We start from the raw sequence: 18,754 nt of genomic DNA, 5'->3' as shown, positions 1-18,754 counted from the left end.
CCGACCTGGCCGGCGGCGCGGCGTACGGCAACGACCCCGACCTGCACGGAAAGTTCGGCATCTTCGGCGGCCGCTACGTGCCCGAGGCGCTGATCCCCGCGCTCGACGAGGTGGCCGCCGTCTACGACAAGGCCAAGACCGACCCCGAGTTCCTGCGCGAGTTCGACCACCTGCTGCGCACCTACGCCGGCCGGCCCACCACGCTGACCGACGTCGCGCGCTTCAGCCAGGAGGCCGGCGGCGCGCGCATCGTGCTCAAGCGGGAAGACCTCACCCACACCGGCGCCCACAAGATCAACAACGTGCTCGGCCAGGCGCTGCTGACCAGGCGCCTGGGCAAGAAGCGGGTGATCGCCGAGACCGGCGCCGGTCAGCACGGCGTGGCCACGGCCACCGCGGCCGCCCTGCTCGGCCTGGAGTGCGTCATCTACATGGGCGCGGTCGACTGCGAGCGCCAGGCGCTCAACGTGGCCCGGATGAAGCTGCTCGGCGCCACCGTGGTGCCCGTCCACAACGGCTCCAAGACGCTGAAGGACGCCATCAACGAGGCGTTCCGCGACTGGGTGACCAACGTCGACACCACCCACTACCTGTTCGGCACCGTCGCCGGGCCCCACCCGTTCCCCGAGATCGTCCGCGACTTCGCCCGCATCATCGGCGTCGAGGCCCGCCGCCAGATGCTGGAGCTGACCGGCGGGCTGCCCGACGCCGTGTGCGCGGCGGTCGGCGGCGGCAGCAACGCCATCGGCATCTTCCACGCCTTCATCGGCGACGAGGGCGTGGCCCTGCACGGCTACGAGGCGGCCGGCCACGGCCTGGAGAGCGGCGAGCACGCGCTCACCCTCACCGCCGGCTCGGTGGGCGTGCTCCACGGCTCGCGCACGTACGTGCTCCAGGACGACGAGGGCCAGACGATCGAGTCCCACTCGATCTCGGCCGGGCTCGACTACCCGGGCGTCGGCCCCGAGCACGCCTGGCTGAAGGACTCCGGCCGCGCCACCTACCACGGCGTCACCGACGACGAGGCCATGGCGGCGTTCTCGCTGCTGGCCAGGACCGAGGGCATCATCCCGGCCATCGAGTCCTCCCACGCGCTGGCGGGCGCGCTGAAGCTGGGCCGCGAGCTCGGCCCCGACTCGACGATCCTGGTCAACCTGTCCGGGCGCGGCGACAAGGACATGGGCACCGCCATGAAGTACTTCAACCTCTGACGCCCCCGGCAGCGCGGCGCGGGTGACCGGACGACGGCCTGCGGCAGGGCATCATGGTGGGACTCGACCTTCGAAACGGACAGACATGACGACTCTTCAGACGGTTTTCGCCAAGGCGAAGGCGGACAACCGGGCCGCGCTCGTCGGCTACCTGCCTGCCGGCTTCCCGTCCAAGGACGGCGCGATCGCCGCCGCCGCGGCCCTGGTCGAGGCGGGCTGCGACGTCATCGAGATCGGCCTGCCCTACTCCGACCCGCTCATGGACGGGCCGACGATCCAGGACGCGGTGCACCGCTCGCTGGTCAACGGCACCCGCATCGCCGACGTGATGCGCACCGTCGAGGGGGTCGCCGCCACGGGGGCCGCCACGCTCGTCATGACGTACTGGAACCCGATCGACCGGTACGGCGCCGACCGGTTCGCCCGTGACCTGGCCAACGCGGGCGGCGTGGGCACGATCACGCCCGACCTGACGCCGGAGGAGTCCGAGCCGTGGCGCACCGCCTCGGCCGAGGCGGGCATCGACACGGTCTTCCTGGTGGCGCCCAGCTCCACGGAGGAGCGCATCAAGGCCGTGGTCGACTGCTGCACCGGCTTCGTCTACGCCGCCTCGCTGATGGGCGTCACAGGCGCCAGGGAGAGCGTGAACTCGGCGGCCGAGGGCCTGGTCAAGCGCACCCGCGCGCACACCGACCTGCCCGTCTGCGTGGGCCTGGGCGTCGGCACGGGCGCGCAGGCGGCCGAGGTGGCCCGCTACGCCGACGGCGTGATCGTGGGGTCGGCGTTCATCCGCCGCATCCTCGACGCGCCCGACGAGGCCGCCGGGCGCGAGTCGATCATGGCGCTGGCCGGCGACATGGCCCGCGGCGTGCGCCGCTGAGCCCTCTCCGGGCTGTCCCGGTCATCACGAAGGGCTGTCCCGGTCATCACGAAGGGCTGTCCCGGTCATCACGAAGGCGCGTCCCCCGAGCGGGGGGCGCGCCTTTCGTCATGTCGTGCCGGCGGGGTCAGCCCAGGTCGGGGTCCGCGCGCAGTTCCAGGGCCGGGCCCACCCGGTCCAGCTCCAGGACGACGATCTCGTTGGTCCCGGCGCGCAGCAGCGGGGCCGGGACGTAGAGGGTGCGCTGCGGGCCGCGGTCCCAGTAGCGGCCCAGGCAGAAGCCGTTCACCCAGACGTACCCCTTGCCCCAGCCGGGCAGCGCCAGGAACGTGTCGGCGGGCTCGTCCACCTCCAGGACGAACCGGAAGAACGACCGGGGCCCGGCCTGCGAGCCGTCGGCGAACGGCACCGCGGAGACGTCCTGCAGCGGGATCGGCCGCGAGCTCCACCCGTTCAGGTACTGCTGGTGGTGCAGGACCCCGCCGGTCAGGCCCTTGGTCTCGCCGGTCAGCGGGCCGTAGTTCGTCCGTCCCATCGACTCCACCAGCAGCTCCACCGTGGCGGGGCCGGACACCGTCACCTCCGGCTCCTCGGCGTCGCGCTCGAACACCCCGGCGAGCCGGCCGTCCACGAACACGTGCGCACGGTCGCGCAGCCCGGGCAGCCGCAGCCGGTACGCGCCGCGCGGTCCCGGCACCTCCGCTCGGTACAGCACCAGCCCGTGCTCCAGCCCCAGCTCCTCGAACGACGGCGGCACCGGCGCGCTCGTCCCCGGCCCCGCCACCGCCTCCAGCGCGTCGGCCAGCGACACCGACTGGACCGGCCGCAACGTCGCCGCCGGCAGCACGGCCGGGACCGGCGGCACCGCCGGCGGCTCGCCCGCGTACCGCGACAACACCCCGCGGAAGCGCCAGAACTTCTCGGTGGGCGCCCCGCGCTCGTCGATCGGCGCGTCGTAGTCGTAGGAGGTGACGGTCGGCCGCCAGTCGCCCATCGCCCGCTCGCCGGCCTGGTTGGCGCCCGCCCAGGTGCCGAAGTTGGTGCCGCCGTGCGCCATGTACAGGTTCACCGACGCGCCGAGTTCGAGAATGCGCTCCAGGACGGCGGCCGCGTCACCGGCGTCCCTGGTCATGTGCTTGTGGCCCCAGTGGTCGAACCAGCCGCACCAGAACTCCATGCAGAACGGCGGGTCGTCCGGCCGGTGCTTGCGCAGCACGGCGAACGCCCGGTCGGGGTCGGAGCCGAAGTTCACCGTGGCCAGCACGCCCGGCAGGGTGCCGCCGGTCAGGTACCAGTCGGCCGGGCCGTCGGAGGTGAACAGCGGCACCTCGACGCCCCTGGCCGTCAGGCCGTCGGCCAGGTGGCGCAGGTAGGCCAGGTCGCTGCCGTAGGAGCCGTACTCGTTCTCCACCTGGACCATGATCACGTTGCCGCCGCGGGTCACCTGCCGCTCGACGACCTGCGGGAGCAGCCGGTCGAAGTAGCGGTCCACGTGGCCCAGGTACTCGGGGTCGCAGGTCCTGATCCGGCCGGTGAGCCAGGCGGGCAGGCCGCCGTTGTCCCATTCGGCGCAGATGTAGGGGCCCGGCCGGACGATCGCCAGCAGCCCCTCCTCGGCCGCCGCGTCCAGGAACGCGCCCAGCTCCTCCATCCGGCGGAACTCGCCCCTGCGCGGCTCGTGCAGGTTCCACGGCACGTACGTCTCGACGGTGTTCAGCCCCATCGCCCGCAGCATCGCCAGCCGGTGCCGCCACTGCCCGGGATGCACCCGGAAGTAGTGCATGGCGCCCGACAACACCCTGAACTCCGTGCCGTCGAGCCGGAACACTCCGTTCTCGACCGAGAACACACCCATAACTGTTCCTCCGATAGGATTTCGCGCCCCGCAACCCTGCCAAGACCGCAGGTCAACGGCCATGGACAAACCCAGACAACCTGTTGGACTCACCCGCGGAGACCGGATGACCCCGCCCTACGACAAGTGGATGCAGTACCTGACCCCCGGGCCCGCCCATCGTGGGCTCGGCCTGGTGTGCCTCGGCGTCGGGCGGCAGGAGGGGCGGCTGCCCACGGTCGGGCCGCGCACCCTGCAGCACCACGTGGCCGTCCTGGTGACCGCGGGCCGCGGCTGGTTCTCCCAGGGAGACGGGCCCGTCGTCGACGTCGTCGCGCCCGCCGTCATCTGGCTCCTGCCCGGCGTACGCCACCACTACGCGCCCGACGAGGCCGGCTGGGACGAGTGGTTCGTCGACTTCACCGGCCCCGCCGCCACCGCCTACCAGGACCTCGGCTTCGTGGACGCCGGCAACCCGGTCACCCCGCTCACCACGGCGGAACCGGCCGCCCACGCCATCGGCCGCATCGCCCAGGCGTGCCGCAGGGGCGGCCCGTACCTGGAGGTGGAGACCTCGGCCATCGTGCACGAGGTCCTGGTCGCCCTCAGGCGCAGCCGCGCCGACGAGGACCCCTACGGCGACCCGGTGCTGGCCGGGCTGGCCAGGGACGCGTGCCTGCCGGTGCCGGTCGCCGAGCACGCCAGGCGCCTCGGCATGCCGCTGACCGAACTGCGCCGCGCCGTGCGCCGGCTGGCCGGGTGCAGCCCCAAGGACTACGTGCTGTCCATCAGGCTCAACCGGGCCAAGGACCTGCTGGCCACGACGGACCTGCCGGTCGCCGCCGTGGCCCGGCGCGTCGGCTACGACGACCCGGCCTATTTCACCAGGTTGTTCACCCGCCGCGCCGGTCTGCCGCCGAGCGAATTTCGGACGCAGCAGTATCGTGGACTTCCTACCATTTCATGAACGGGACTCTGCCTTAGCCGACGCTTATCCCGAGCGTGATCGGATGATGTCCCGGTACTGTGCGCATTCCCGGCGCAGAGAAAGAGGAGATCACCCGTGGCCGCGTCACAACCGTCACACAACGGCAGATCGGCGATACCCTGGGTGACGACCGTCGCCCGGCTGATCCTGGGGGGCGTGCTGATCGCGGCGGGGGCGCTGAAGATCGGCAAGTCGTCCGACTCCGTGGTCGCGGTCAAGGCGTACCAGCTGCTGCCCGAGTCGATCGCCGAGATGGTGGGCCACGTCCTGCCGATCCTGGAGATCGTCGTCGGCGTGCTGCTGGTCGTCGGTCTGCTGACCAGGGTGGCAGCGGTGATCGCCGCGCTGCTCATGTTCGCCTTCGTGTTCGGCATCGCCTGGGCCTGGGCGCACGGCCTGCGGATCGACTGCGGCTGCTTCGGCGGCGGCGGCCAGCTGGAGACAGGACAAGAGCCGGCCTACCTGCTCGACATCCTGCGCGACTTCGGCCTGGTGCTGCTCGGCGCATGGACGGCCCGCTTCCCGCCGGGACGGTTCGCCCTCGACGGGGCGCTCGGACTGGCGGGTGCCGTGGAGGACACAGGTGACGAAGAGGAGATCGAGGATGAGCAAAGCGCAGCGCACCAAGTCTGACGGGAACATGTCGGCGCGCGAGAAGATCAGAGAGCAGCAGGCGGCAGCCCGCGCCCAGGAGAAGCGCAAGAAGCTGGTGACCTACACCACGGCGGCCGTGGTCGCGGTGGCCGCGGTCGGCCTCGGCGCGTGGTACTCGATCAGCTCCTCCAAGTCGGAGCAGGCCGGGGCCGACCTCGCGCCGATCACCCTGCAGCCCGACGGCAGCGCCGTGATGGCCAAGGCGGGCGTGACGCAGCCGGTGGTCGACATCTACGAGGACTTCCAGTGCCCGGTCTGCAAGGAGCTGGAGCGGGTCAGCGGATCGACCTTCAAGAACCTGGCCGCCGAGGGCAAGGCCAAGGTCGTCTTCCACCCGATCACGATCTTCTCCAGGGAGCCGACGAAGGGCAACTCCGTACGCGCGGCGGCGGCCGCCCGCTGCGTCGCCGACGGCAAGCAGTGGATGGCCTTCCACGACCTGATCTACAAGAACCAGCCGGCCGAGACCGTCGAGGGGTTCAAGACCGACCAGCTCGTCGAGTGGGGCAAGGAGGCCGGGGTCACCTCGCCCGATTTCGAGAGTTGCGTCACGTCCCAGAAGCACGCTCCCGCCGTGCTGACCGACAGTTCGAAGATCATGTCGGCGCAGTCGATCGAGGGCACGCCCACCGTGAAGCTCAACGGCACCAGCATCGGCGAGGCGGCGTTCTCGCCGCAGCAACTTCGCGATGCGGTCACGAAGGCCGCCAAGTAGCCGCAGGCTGCGCTACCCTCACCTGACATGCCCCTAGCCTCGATTCCCAGCCCTTCCCAGGGGGTCTGGTATCTCGGAATCATCCCGATCCGGGCCTATGCCCTGTGCATCGTGCTCGGCGTCGTCGTCGCCGTCTGGCTGAGCGAGCGGCGCTGGGTCGCCCGTGGCGGCCAGAAGGGGACGATCATCGACATCGCCGTCCCCGCGGTGATCTTCGGTCTGATCGGCGGCCGGCTCTACCACGTCATCACCGACTGGCAGACCTACTTCGGCAGCCGTGCGATCAAGAAGCCGTACCAGGCCCTGTTCATCTGGGAGGGCGGGCTCGGCATCTGGGGCGCGATCGCGCTCGGCGGCGTCGGCGTGTGGTGGGCCGTGCGCAAGCGCGGCATCTCCATGAGCGCCGTCGCCGACACGGTCGCGCCGGGCATCGCCTTCGCGCAGGCCATCGGCCGCTGGGGCAACTGGTTCAACCAGGAGCTCTACGGCGGCCCGACCACGCTGCCGTGGGGCCTGGAGATCGACGTCGACCACGGCGGCGAGCCGGGCGTGCTGTACCACCCGACCTTCCTGTACGAGTCGCTGTGGGACGTCGCGCTCGGCTTCCTGCTCATCCTGGCGGGCAAGCGGTTCGCGCTGCGGCACGGGCGGCTGTTCGCCCTCTACGTCGCCGGGTACACGCTGGGCCGCTTCTGGATCGAGGGCCTGCGCATCGACCCGGTCGGCGGGGTCGACCACGCGGTGACCTTCCTCAGCCTGCGGCTCAACCAGTGGACGTCCATCGTGCTGTTCGTCGGCGCGCTGGTCTACCTCTGGCTGACCAGGAACAAGGACACCGAGGAGCGGGTCGTGCCGCTCGATCTGGCGGTCGATCCGGCGCACGAGAGCGGCCAGGCCGATCCCGGCTCGTCCGACGCGCCGACCGCCGCGCCGACCGTCGGGACGGCCGAGGCCGCTGAGCCCGCCGAGCCCACCGAATCCTCCGACACCGACGCGGACGACGATGCCGCGACGAAGGAGAAGAACCCGCGATGACCGGCGGCGCGGAGATCCACCATCGCCATCGCGACGTCAGCGGGGGCTGGTTGCGGCCCTCGGTGTTCGGCGCGATGGACGGCCTGGTGTCGAACTTCGCGCTCATCGCCGGCGTCGCGGGCGGCACCGCCACCACCAAGGTCGTCGCCCTCAGCGGCGTGGCCGGGCTGGCGGCCGGGGCCCTGTCCATGGCGGGCGGCGAGTACGTCTCCGTGGCCAGCCAGCGCGAACTGGCCCAGGCCGAGATCGCCGTCGAGCAGCGGGAGCTCGCCGGCAACCCGGAGGCCGAGCTGGCCGAGCTGGCTCAGTCGTTCGTGGACAAGGGGGTGGAGCCCGACCTCGCCGCGGCGGTGGCCGGGCAGATCTCCCGCAATCCCGAGCGGGCCCTTGAGGTCCACGCCCAGAACGAGCTGGGTGTCATTCCCGGCGCGCTGCCCTCGCCGAAGGTGGCGGCGGTGTCGTCGTTCCTGTCGTTCAGTGTGGGGGCGGTGCTGCCGCTCCTGCCGTACCTGTTCGGAGTCGAGGGGCTTACCGTGTCGGCCGTGGTGTCGTGCGCGGCGTTGTTCGGGGCGGGCGCGCTGGTGTCCGCCGTGACGGCGCGCAGCTGGTGGTACTCGGGGTTGCGTCAGCTCGTGGTGGGCGCGGTGGCCGCGGGGATCACGTACGGGCTGGGCAACCTGATCGGGGCGTCAGGACTGTGAGATCGGGACGACGCTCCGGCGACTCCGCCGACTCCTCCGGCACCGGCCCCAACACTCCGGGCACCGGCGGCGCTTCCGGCGGGTATGGCGGTGCTCCTGGGGCTTTTGGCGGTTCCGGCCGTTCTGGCGGTAATCCTGGGGCTTTTGACGGTTCCGGTCGTTCCGGCGGTGGTCCTGGCGCGCCCGGTGCTTCCGGCGCTGCTGGCGGGGCCGGTGGCGGCGGGCGAGCCGGTGGTTCGCGTGGCGGGCGTGGCGCGGGGTCCGGGAGGGCTCGTCGCCGTTCCGCTGCTCGCGCGGCTGAGGCCGCGGCCCCCGAGCAGCCGGCGACCGGTGGCGACGGCGGACAGGACCTCTGGGCGGCCCGCCGCGCCGCCCGCCCCCAACAGCCCGCCGACCCGGGCTGGGCCGCCCGCCCACCCGCCCCCCAGGGGCCCGACGCTTCCTGGCCCTCTCAACCCGCCTCTCAGGGCTCCGACGCACAGTGGGCGGCTCGTTCCGGGTCACAGGGCTCGAACGCGCAGTGGCCCGCTGGTCCCCCCGCCTCTCAGGGCTCGAACACGCAGTGGCCCGCTGGTTCCGCCTCCCAGGGGTCTGACACGCAGTGGCCTGTTGGTCCCGCCGCCTCACAGGGGTCGAACGCGCAGTGGCCCGCCGGCTCCGGCGTGCAGGGGTCGGACGCGCAGTGGGCGGCTCGTGGTGATGTGCAGGGATCCGACGCTCAGTGGGCGGCTCGTGGTGAGCGGAGTGACGGTCAGCGGCCCGCGTCCCCGGCTTCCGATGCCGGATGGGCCGCGCAGCCCGCCGCGCCGGAGGCGTCCACGCCCGCCGACGACGCCGACGCACCGCGCGGCAGACGTTCCCAACGGGGCAGACGTTCCCAGGCAGCCGCGGAGTCCGGCCGGGGCAGGCGTGCCCAGGAGGGCGGAGAGGCGTCCCGGGGGAGACGCGCTCACGACGGTGGGGAGACGGCTCGCGGGAGGAGGCGGGCGCCGGACAACGACGACTCCGTCTGGGCCGCGAGCATGGACGACCTGGCGGAGGCCGCCCGTACGGGCCGTCGCAGCACGGCCACCGACGGCGGCGAGCAGTCCCGTCCGGGACGCAGGAGCGCCCCCGCGGACGGTGGCGGGCACGACGACGCAGCCGAGGGTTTCGCCGCGTTCGGGGCGTCGGGATCGTCCGCGGAGTCCGGAAGGACCGGGGAGTCCGCCGAGTTCCCGACCGGCTCCGGGTCGCGCAAACGGCGCCGCACACCGCGCTCCGACTGGCAGTTCCCGGTGCTCACCGAGTGGGGTCTGCGTCCGGAGCAGCAGCGGTTGATCGTCATCATCGCCACGGTCATCGGCGTCGTCGCGGGCGCGACGGGGCTGGTGGCGGTCGTCGGCTCGCTCGGCGACTACGCCCCCGAGCGGGAGGCCAGCGCCGCCGTCCTCGGCCCGGACGCCGCCATGCCCATGTCCTACCAGGGCTGGAGCTCGCCCAAGCTGTTCGCGGCCCTGGCCGACCGGGCCAAGGACAGCCGGGAGCTCACCGACAAGGAGGTGTTCGGGCAGAGCGAGCTCGCGGTCTCCAAGAAGCTCACGCTCAAGCTCGCCGCCAAGCGCATCGACGCCGACTGCTCGGCCGCCCTGTGGGGCACGGCCCTGCTGGAGAAGGTGGCCGACGCCGACTGCCTCCAGGCGGCCCGCGGCCTGTACGTCAGCTCCGACGGCCGCTACGTCGGCCAGTACACGTTGCTCAACCTCAAGGACGGCCAGTCGGCCGGCGACCTGGTCGAATCCCTGAAGACGCTCTACCGGGGCGGCTGGGCACGGCCGTTGACCTCGTCCAAGGCGGCCTTCCCGGCGGGCGGCTACTCCGAGGGCGGCGGTTACGCGCTCGGCCACTACGTCGGCCTCGTCTGGCTCGGCAAGACCGACGGCCTCGACCCGACCGCCCGGGACGACTTCGTCTCCGTCACCCTGGCCCTGCGCGGCGCCGAGAAGTCCGTCTACCGCCGCGTCGTCGCGATCACGGGCCCGGCCTCGTGACGTCGCCTCGGGCGGTCGCGATCAAGGAAGCGGCCCTGATGTCCCACACCGGGATGGGGTTCGCGGAGGCGGGCGCGTGATGTCCCGTCGTGTGGTCGTGGTGGCGGGGGTGGCCGTGGGGGTGCTGGCGGTCGCCGTGGCCGGGTGGTTGTGGCTGCGTCCGGGGGAGCCGCGGCCGGCCGCCTTCCGGGGCGAGCCCACCTCGGCCTTCTACGCGGCCGTCGACTCCCGTCAGGCCGACGCCGCGCCGCTGACCGCGCAGGAGGTCTTCACCGCTGAGACGCAGACGCTCGGCGCGCTGCGGCGGGTCTCCACGCAGGAGCACGACGACTGCGACGAGGTGTTGTGGGGAGCGTCGGCGTCCGGGTGCACGCAGGTGCTGGCGGCGGCGTACGAGGGTGACGGGCTGGCGGGGCAGTTCGCCATCTTCAACCTGCCCGACGGGCGCGCGGCCGACGCCCTGGTGGCGGCCCTGGGCAAGGACGGCTTCGTCCGGCAGGACGCCGCGTTCGACGCCGCCCGGAGCCGTGCCCAGGCGCGTGCCATGGGCCACTACGTGACGGTCAGCTGGGCGGGCGGCACGGTCTCCGCCGACGGCCTGGTCACGGCCCTGGTCGCCCTCGACGGTCTCGGCCGCGTGGTCCAGAACCGCATCCTCGCCGCCACCTGACCCCCCCCACCCCCCTCCGGCCACCTGCCCGCTCGAAGGGGTGCCGCGGCCGCCTGTTGCTCGGAGGGTTGCGGTCGTCCGGCGGTTCGGCCGTCCTGCCGCTGCTTACTCACAACGCCATGCCGTGCGCGGAGTCAGGGGGTTGTGGTGGTGAGGGCGGTGACGGTGGTGGAGACGGCGGCGGGGAGGTCGGCCAGGCGGTGGAGGGGGGCTTCCAGCGGGGTCAGGTCGTCGGACCAGGGAGCCGTCTGGCGAATGAGGGTGCGGGCCTCGTTCTTGGTGAGCGCCGTGCCCTGGTCGCGGGCCACCGCGATGAGGGCCTCCCGCCAGGTGTTGGCGAGTTTGGCGTGGCCGTTGTCGAGGATCCTGCGCAGCACCGCGTCGGCCGACCCGGCGGGTTGCGGGCGGCGTACGGCGTCGAGCGCCCCGCCCGTCCGGCGGAACTCGTAGACGCCGGACAGCGCCTCGGGCAGCGGCGGCAGGTCGGCCCCCCACACGCGCACGTGCCCGGCGCGGGTGGCGAGCAGCACGCGGGGGAGCGCCGCCTCCAGCCCCGGCGGCAGCGCGACGGCCACCCGCTCGACGGCCGCCGCGTACGGCTTGGCCAGCCAGGTCGCCAGCCGCACCCGGGGCTGGGGCAGCTCCTTGGGCCACTCGCCCACCAGCAGGTCAGCCTCGAACCCGGCCAGCTCGGGCGCCGGGGCCGCCGCCGGAGCCGACTCGACCGACTGGGGGCCCTGCGTGTAGATGGCCGTGGCCTGACGGCCCAGCCGGGCGTTTACCGCCGGGCGGGTCTTGGTCGTGGGACGCAGCAGGTAGAGGTCGGCCGCCGAGCCGATCGCCTCCGCCCCGAAATAGCGATTGAAATCCGGATAGATCGCCTCGTAGGCGAGGTTGAGCTCCGACAACGCCTGCTGGACCTTGAAGGCCAGCATCGGCGTACGCTCGCTGGCCCCGTACGCCACCAGCAGCCGCCCGTCGTCCTTCAGCCCCTCCACGGCGCGCGCCGCGAACAGCCCGATCCCCTCCGGCGTGTACGGCGGGTCGGTGAACGCCAGGTCGTGCTCCCGCGCCGAGGCCGGCAGCCCGAGCCGCAGGTCGGCCCAGCGCGTGCGGACCCCGAGCCCCTGCTCGTCGATGTAGGCCAGGATGCGCTCGTCGACGTCGACCACCGTGACGTCGGTCTCGGGATGGACCAGCTTGACGGCCAGCGAGGTCAGGTCGTGGTCGCCGACGCACAGCAGCCGCGCCCCGGGCAGCCAGAACCGCGCCCCGAGCAGCAGCGCGCGCCGCAGGGCCGTCTCGGGGGTGGCCGAGACGTGGTCGAGCACGTGGCGGGCCCGCGGCGCGCCCGCGACCAGCGCGGTCAGGCGTTCGAGCACGCCGGGGTAGTGGGGGAGCAGGTGGGCCACCGGGTCTTCGGGCGGCGGCGCCATGGCCAGCAGGTCCTGGTAGGCGGGCGTGTCGCCGGGCGGCACCCGGAAGTTCTCGCCCGAGCGCTCCAGGCGCACCTCGCGCAGCAGGGCCTCGACGGTCCGCCGGGAGGTGGCGGTCTCCCTGACCAGGCCGGCCAGGGACCACCACTGGCCGTCGCACAGGAGGGTGAGGGCGTGCCGCAGCCGCCTGCCGTCGACGCCCGCCTCGGCGAGCAGGCGCTCCACGCCGTCACGATCCATGCGCCAACCCTATCGAGGGCCGGGCCCGGCTCCGGCCGCCCGCCGGGCCGGGCCGGGCTCGTCCGCAAGAAGCTTCCGGGGCTCGTGAGGGCCATGGGACAACAGGGGCTTGACCTGGGAATTCTGATGGCCGGGTCCGGGGTTTGGGATGGGAAGTTCGGATGCTGGAACCCTGCGCAATGTTCGCAATGCGGACGTGGCGGGCACCATTCCGGCATCGTGCGGTAATCTCTACCCACGATATGCAGCAGGGCCAACGTCGTCCCCGCCTGTAGAGCAGTTCTTGACAGACGAAGACGACGGGAGGGATTCAATGCCTGCTGCCCACCTCGGATTCCCCGAGCCTCAGGGCCTCTACCACCCCGCCAACGAGCATGATGCCTGCGGTGTCGCCATGGTCGCCGACGTCGCCGGACGCCGTGGGCACACGATCGTGGTCAAGGCACTGACGGCGTTGTGCAATCTCGATCACCGGGGAGCCAAGGGTAGCGAGCCGGACACCGGCGACGGAGCCGGGATCCTGACGCAGATCCCCGATGGGTTCTACCGCGCGAGCGTGCCGTTCGCGCTGCCCGAGGCCGGCGCGTACGCGACCGGCATCGCCTTCCTGCCGGCCGACGAGCAGGCCAGGGCCGTGGCCACCGGCCTGATCGAGGAGATCGCGGCCGAGGAGGGCCTCACGGTGCTGGGCTGGCGGGACGTCCCCGTCGACCGCGCCCTGCCGGGCCCGAGCGCCCGCGCCGTCATGCCGCACTTCGCCCAGCTCTTCGTGTCGAGCCCCGGCGGCGAGCAGGGCCTCGACCTCGACCGGCTGGCCTTCTGCCTGCGCAAGCGGTCCGAGCACGAGGCGGACGTCTACTTCCCCTCGCTGTCGGCCCGCACGGTGGTCTACAAGGGGATGCTCACGCCCGACCAGGTGGAGCCGTTCTTCCCCGACCTGAGCGACGAGCGTTACGAGAGCGCGATCGCGCTGGTGCACTCGCGCTTCTCCACCAACACCTTCCCGAGCTGGCCGCTGGCCCACCCCTACCGGTACGTGGCGCACAACGGCGAGATCAACACGGTCAAGGGCAACCGCAACTGGATGCGGGCCCGCGAGGCGATGCTGGCATCGGCCCACATCCCGGGCGACATCTCGCGGCTCTTCCCGATCTGCGACCCCGACGGCAGCGACACCGCCAGCTTCGACGAGGCCCTGGAGCTGCTGCACATCGGCGGCCGGAGCCTGCCGCACGCGGTGCTGATGATGATCCCCGAGGCGTGGGAGAACCACACCGAGATGGATCCGGCGCGCCGCGCCTTCTACGAGTTCCACTCCTCCCTGATGGAGGCGTGGGACGGCCCGGCCTCGATCACGTTCACCGACGGCACCCTGGCCGGGGCCGTGCTCGACCGCAACGGGCTGCGTCCCGGGCGTTTCTGGGTGACCGCCGACGGGCTGGTCGTGCTGGCCTCGGAGGCCGGCGTGCTGGACTTCAAGCCCGAGGACGTCGTCCGCAAGGGCCGCCTGCAGCCGGGCCGCATGTTCCTCATCGACACCGCCCGCGGCAAGATCATCGAGGACGACGAGATCAAGGCCGAGCTGGCCGCCGCGCACCCGTACGAGGAGTGGCTGCACGCCGGGCTGGTCAGGTTCGAGGAGCTGCCCGCGCGGCAGCGGGAGATCCCCACGCACGAGGCGCTGGTCAAGCGGCAGCAGACCTTCGGCTACACCGAGGAAGAGCTGCGGATCATCCTGTCGCCGATGGCCAGGTCCGGTGCCGAGCCGATCGGCTCGATGGGCACCGACACGCCGGTCGCGGTGCTGAGCGAGAAGCCGCGGCTGCTGTTCGACTACTTCACGCAGCTGTTCGCCCAGGTCACCAACCCGCCGCTGGACGCCATCCGGGAGGAGCTGGTCACCTCCCTGGCCAGCGTGCTCGGCCCCGAGGGCAACCTGCTCGACCCGGGCCCGACCTCGTGCCGCCAGCTCGTGCTGCCGTACCCGGTGATCGACAACGACGAGCTCGCCAAGATCATCCACATCAACGACGAGCACGACCTGCCGGGCTTCCACCCGCACGTCATCAGCGGCCTGTACGAGGTCGCCGGCGGCGGGCGGGCGCTGCTCGGCCGCCTTGAGGAGATCAGGGCCGAGGCGTCGGCGGCCATCGCGAACGGCGCGCGCATCATCGTGCTGTCCGACCGCGGCTCCTCCGACGCGCTCGCCCCGATCCCGTCGCTGCTGCTCACCGGCGCGGTGCACCACCACCTGATCCAGGAGAAGACCCGGACCAAGATCGGTCTCGTCATCGAGACCGGCGAGGCCCGCGAGTGCCACCACATGGCGCTGCTCATCGGCTACGGCGCCGGCGCGGTCAACCCGTACCTGGCGATCGAGACCGTCGAGGACCTGGTCGACACCGGTGTGCTGCAGATCGGCAAGCACAAGGCGGTGCGCAACCTGATCAAGGCGTACGGCAAGGGCGTCATCAAGGTCATGTCCAAGATGGGCGTGTCCACGGTGGCCTCCTACACCGGCGCGCAGATCTTCGAGGCGCTCGGCCTGAGCCAGGAGGTCATCGACGCCTGCTTCACCGGCACGACGTCCCGCCTGGGCGGCGTCGGCTTCGACGTGCTGGCCGAGGAGACCGCCCAGCGCCACCGCCACGCCTACCCGCGGGTGGAGAACGCCCACCGCAGGCTCCAGGTCGGCGGCGAGTACCAGTGGCGGCGCGAGGGCGAGCCGCACCTGTTCAACCCCGAGACCGTCTTCAAGCTGCAGCACGCCACCCGCACCCGCCGCTACGAGATCTTCAAGGAGTACACGAGCCTCGTGGACTCCCAGGCCGAGCGGCTGATGACCCTGCGCGGCCTGTTCAAGCTGCGCAAGGGCCAGTCGATCCCGATCGACGAGGTCGAGCCGGTCGAGAGCATCGTCAGGCGCTTCTCGACGGGCGCGATGTCGTACGGCTCGATCTCGATGGAGGCGCACGAGACGCTCGCCATCGCGATGAACCGGCTCGGCGGCAAGTCCAACACCGGCGAGGGCGGCGAGGACCCCGAGCGCCTGTACGACGCCACCCGCAGGTCGGCGATCAAGCAGGTCGCCTCCGGCCGGTTCGGCGTCACCAGCGAATACCTGGTCAACGCGGCCGACCTGCAGATCAAGATGGCCCAGGGGGCCAAGCCCGGCGAGGGCGGCCAGCTGCCCGGCCACAAGGTCTACCCGTGGATCGCCAAGACCCGCCACTCCACGCCCGGCGTCGGCCTCATCTCGCCGCCGCCGCACCACGACATCTACTCGATCGAGGACCTGGCCCAGCTCATCCACGACCTGAAGAACTCCAACCCGGAGGCCAGGGTCCACGTGAAGCTGGTCGCCGAGGTCGGCGTCGGCACGGTCGCGGCGGGCGTGTCCAAGGCGCACGCCGACGTGGTGCTCATCTCCGGCCACGACGGCGGCACCGGCGCCTCGCCGCTGACCTCGCTCAAGCACGCGGGCGCGCCCTGGGAGCTCGGCCTGGCCGAGACCCAGCAGACGCTGCTGCTGAACGACCTGCGCGACCGCATCGTCGTGCAGGTGGACGGCCAGCTCAAGACCGGCCGCGACGTCGTCATCGCCGCCCTGCTGGGCGCCGAGGAGTACGGCTTCGCCACCGCCCCGCTGGTCGTCTCCGGCTGCGTGATGATGCGGGTCTGCCACCTCGACACCTGCCCGGTGGGCGTGGCCACGCAGAACCCCGAGCTGCGCAAGCGCTTCAGCGGCAAGCCCGAGTTCGTGGTCAACTTCTTCGAGTTCATCGCCGAGGAGATCCGCGAGTACCTGGCCGAGCTGGGCTTCCGCTCGCTCGAGGAGGCGATCGGGCACGTCGAGATGCTCGACACCACGGCCGCCGAGAACCACTGGAAGGCCGACGGGCTCGACCTGTCGCCGATCCTGCACCAGCCCGACCTGCCCGTGGGCACGCCCAAGCGGCGCACCGTCGAGCAGGACCACGGCCTGGAGCACGCCCTCGACAACACCCTGATCCAGCTGGCCGAGGGCGCACTCAACGACGGCACCCCGGTCACGATGGAGCTGCCCATCCGCAACGTCAACCGCACGGTCGGCACCATGCTCGGCTACCAGGTGACCAAGCGGTACGGCGGCCAGGGCCTGCCCGAGAACACCATCGACATCGGCTTCACCGGCTCGGCGGGCAACTCCTTCGGCGCGTTCGTGCCCCGCGGGATCACGCTGCGGCTGACCGGCGACGCCAACGACTACCTCGGCAAGGGCCTGTCGGGCGGGCGGATCACCGTCCGGCCGCACGAGGAGGCGCCGCTCGACGGGCACATCATCGCCGGCAACGTCGCCCTGTACGGCGCCACGTCCGGCGAGGTGTTCGTCCGCGGGGTGGTCGGCGAGCGGTTCTGCGTCCGCAACTCCGGCGCCACGGCGGTCGTCGAGGGTGTGGGCGACCACGGGTGCGAGTACATGACCGGCGGCCGCGTGGTCGTGCTCGGGGCGACCGGGCGCAACTTCGCGGCCGGCATGTCCGGCGGCGTGGCGTACCTGCTCGACCTGCGGCCCGAGCGGGTCAACCGGGAGATGGTCGCCATCGAGACGCTGACCGAGCAGGACGCGGAGTTCCTGAAGGAAACGGTCGAGAAGCACTTCGCCGAGACCGCGTCCCCGGTGGCCAAGCAGCTGCTGGCCGACTGGGACGCCGCGCTCGCCCGGTTCGGCAAGATCATGCCGACCGACTACAAGAGGGTGCTGGCGGCCGCCGAGGCCGCCCGCGCCGAAGGCAGGGACATCGACGAGGCCGTCATGGCGGCTGCGGTTCAGGGCTAGGGAGGCGTACTCGATGGCTGACCCCAAGGGTTTTCTCACGCACGAGCGGGAGCTGCCGGCGCGCCGCCCGGTCGACGTCCGCATCAGCGACTGGCGGGAGGTCTACCAGGACTTCCCGCAGGAGAAGCTGACCAGGCAGGCGGCCCGCTGCATGGACTGCGGCATCCCGTTCTGCCACAACGGCTGCCCGCTCGGGAACCTCATCCCCGAGTGGAACGACCTCGTGTACCGCACCGACTGGCGCGAGGCGATCGAGCGGCTGCACGCCACGAACAACTTCCCGGAGTTCACCGGCAGGCTCTGCCCGGCTCCGTGCGAGGCGGCGTGCGTGCTCGGCATCAACTCCGACCCGGTGGCGATCAAGCGGGTCGAGGTCGAGATCATCGACCGCGCGTTCGCCGAGGGCTGGGTGACCCCGCAGCCGCCGCAGGTGCGCACGGGCAAGAAGGTGGCCGTCGTCGGCTCGGGCCCCGCGGGCCTGGCCGCCGCCCAGCAGCTCACCAGGGCCGGGCACGACGTAGTGGTGTTCGAACGCGCCGACCGCCTCGGCGGCCTGCTGCGGTACGGCATCCCCGAGTTCAAGATGGAGAAGCGCCACATCGAGCGGCGCCTGGAGCAGATGCGGGCCGAGGGCACCAGGTTCCGCACCGGCGTCGACGTCGGCGTCGACGTCACCGCGGCCGAGCTGCGCGAGCAGTTCGACGCGGTGGTGCTGTCGGGCGGCGCCACCTGGTGGCGTGACCTGCCGGTCGCCGGGCGCGAGCTCAAGGGCGTCTACCAGGCGATGGAGTACCTGCCGCTGGCCAACAAGGTCCAGGAGGGCGACTACGCGGTCGCGCCGGTCTCGGCCGAGGGCAAGCACGTCGTGGTGATCGGCGGCGGCGACACCGGGGCCGACTGCATCGGCACCGCGATCCGGCAGGGCGCCGCGTCGGTGACCCAGCTGGAGATCATGCCGCAGCCGCCCGCGTCCCGGCCCGGCAGCCAGCCGTGGCCGACGTTCCCCATCCTGTTCAAGATGGAGAGCGCGCACGAGGAGCTGGCCGACGGCGGCGGGGAGCGCGTCTACGCGGTCTCCACCACCGAGTTCGTCGGCGACGAGGAGGGCAACGTCAGGGCGCTGCGCCTGGTCGAGGTCGAGGGGCCGCAGAACGGCTTCAAGCCGATCCCCGGCACCGAGCGGGAGATCCCGGCCGAGCTGATCACCCTGTCCATGGGCTTCCTCGGGCCGGAGAAGGGCGCCCTGCTGGAGGACCTGGCCGAGGTCGCGGGCGAGGGCTTCTACGACGCCCGCGGCAACGTCGCCCGGGACAAGACGTACATGTCGAAGGTGGACGGCGTGTTCGTGGCCGGTGACATGGGCCGCGGGCAGTCGCTCATCGTGTGGGCCATCGCCGAGGGCCGTTCGGCCGCCTCGGGCGTCGACCGGTACCTGAGCGGGGAGACGGCGCTGCCGTACCCGATCCTGCCGACGGCGCGTCCGCTGGTCTGACCTGTGCGAAGGGCCCCGGAGCCGGACGGCTCCGGGGCCCTTCGTCATT

At 72.1% G+C, this 18,754-nt stretch carries 13 protein-coding genes; 11 read left to right on the top strand and 2 right to left on the bottom strand.

What is annotated here, in order from left to right:
* The first annotated feature begins 5 nt into the window (after positions 1-5).
* Together trpB and trpA are read left to right on the top strand one after the other, a co-directional pair.
* Entirely contained in the window at positions 6-1,211 is a 1,206-nt protein-coding gene (trpB, locus tag AB0J46_RS14940; protein WP_358294292.1) for a tryptophan synthase subunit beta, read from the top strand.
* An 85-nt stretch (positions 1,212-1,296) separates the two neighbouring features.
* Positions 1,297-2,091, top strand: a complete 795-nt coding sequence (trpA, locus tag AB0J46_RS14935; protein WP_352331346.1) for a tryptophan synthase subunit alpha — start codon at positions 1,297-1,299, stop codon at positions 2,089-2,091.
* A 127-nt stretch (positions 2,092-2,218) separates the two neighbouring features.
* Here the strand turns inward: trpA and AB0J46_RS14930 are convergent, their stop codons facing one another.
* Positions 2,219-3,946: a beta-galactosidase family protein gene (locus AB0J46_RS14930; protein ID WP_364331296.1), complete on the bottom strand. Its 1,728-nt coding sequence runs from the start codon at positions 3,944-3,946 to the stop codon at positions 2,219-2,221.
* 106 nt (positions 3,947-4,052) lie between these two features.
* Here AB0J46_RS14930 and AB0J46_RS14925 point away from each other — a divergent pair, with 106 nt between their 5' ends.
* The 7 genes from AB0J46_RS14925 to AB0J46_RS14895 all read left to right on the top strand — a co-directional run bounded on the left by AB0J46_RS14925 (position 4,053) and on the right by AB0J46_RS14895 (position 10,718).
* A complete protein-coding gene (locus tag AB0J46_RS14925; RefSeq protein ID WP_364331293.1) occupies positions 4,053-4,892 on the top strand; it encodes an AraC family transcriptional regulator in 840 nt (279 codons plus the stop codon).
* Between the two features lie 144 nt (positions 4,893-5,036).
* The gene (locus AB0J46_RS14920) at positions 5,037-5,546 is read left to right on the top strand and encodes a MauE/DoxX family redox-associated membrane protein (protein ID WP_364331290.1); all 510 of its coding nucleotides are present in this window, start codon (positions 5,037-5,039) and stop codon (positions 5,544-5,546) included.
* Positions 5,518-6,282: a thioredoxin domain-containing protein gene (locus tag AB0J46_RS14915; protein ID WP_364331287.1), complete on the top strand. Its 765-nt coding sequence runs from the start codon at positions 5,518-5,520 to the stop codon at positions 6,280-6,282. The genes AB0J46_RS14920 and AB0J46_RS14915 overlap by 29 nt, the downstream gene beginning before the upstream one ends.
* 27 nt (positions 6,283-6,309) lie before the next feature.
* A complete protein-coding gene (gene lgt, locus AB0J46_RS14910; protein ID WP_364331284.1) occupies positions 6,310-7,317 on the top strand; it encodes a prolipoprotein diacylglyceryl transferase in 1,008 nt (335 codons plus the stop codon).
* The gene (locus AB0J46_RS14905) at positions 7,314-8,018 is read left to right on the top strand and encodes a VIT1/CCC1 transporter family protein (RefSeq protein WP_364331281.1); all 705 of its coding nucleotides are present in this window, start codon (positions 7,314-7,316) and stop codon (positions 8,016-8,018) included. Before lgt ends, AB0J46_RS14905 begins: the two co-directional genes overlap by 4 nt.
* A gap of 1,022 nt (positions 8,019-9,040) precedes the next feature.
* Entirely contained in the window at positions 9,041-10,048 is a 1,008-nt protein-coding gene (locus AB0J46_RS14900; protein WP_364331278.1) for a hypothetical protein, read from the top strand.
* Between the two features lie 79 nt (positions 10,049-10,127).
* Positions 10,128-10,718 (top strand): hypothetical protein, encoded by a 591-nt coding sequence (locus AB0J46_RS14895; RefSeq protein ID WP_364331275.1) that lies wholly within the window; start codon positions 10,128-10,130, stop codon positions 10,716-10,718.
* 134 nt (positions 10,719-10,852) lie between these two features.
* Here AB0J46_RS14895 and AB0J46_RS14890 read toward each other — a convergent pair whose 3' ends face one another.
* Positions 10,853-12,394 carry a bis-aminopropyl spermidine synthase family protein gene (locus AB0J46_RS14890; protein WP_364331272.1) on the bottom strand — a complete coding sequence of 514 codons (1,542 nt, stop codon included), beginning with the start codon at positions 12,392-12,394 and terminating at the stop codon, positions 10,853-10,855.
* A gap of 313 nt (positions 12,395-12,707) precedes the next feature.
* Here AB0J46_RS14890 and gltB point away from each other — a divergent pair, with 313 nt between their 5' ends.
* Both gltB and AB0J46_RS14880 read left to right on the top strand, forming a co-directional pair.
* The gene (gltB, locus tag AB0J46_RS14885) at positions 12,708-17,213 is read left to right on the top strand and encodes a glutamate synthase large subunit (RefSeq protein WP_364331269.1); all 4,506 of its coding nucleotides are present in this window, start codon (positions 12,708-12,710) and stop codon (positions 17,211-17,213) included.
* A gap of 13 nt (positions 17,214-17,226) precedes the next feature.
* Positions 17,227-18,705: a glutamate synthase subunit beta gene (locus AB0J46_RS14880; protein WP_364331266.1), complete on the top strand. Its 1,479-nt coding sequence runs from the start codon at positions 17,227-17,229 to the stop codon at positions 18,703-18,705.
* The last annotated feature ends 49 nt before the right edge of the window (positions 18,706-18,754 follow it).

The organism is Nonomuraea sp. NPDC049758, assembly GCF_040674635.1.
Taxonomy (GTDB): domain Bacteria; phylum Actinomycetota; class Actinomycetes; order Streptosporangiales; family Streptosporangiaceae; genus Nonomuraea.
This window is presented reverse-complemented; position numbering and strand designations above follow the sequence as displayed.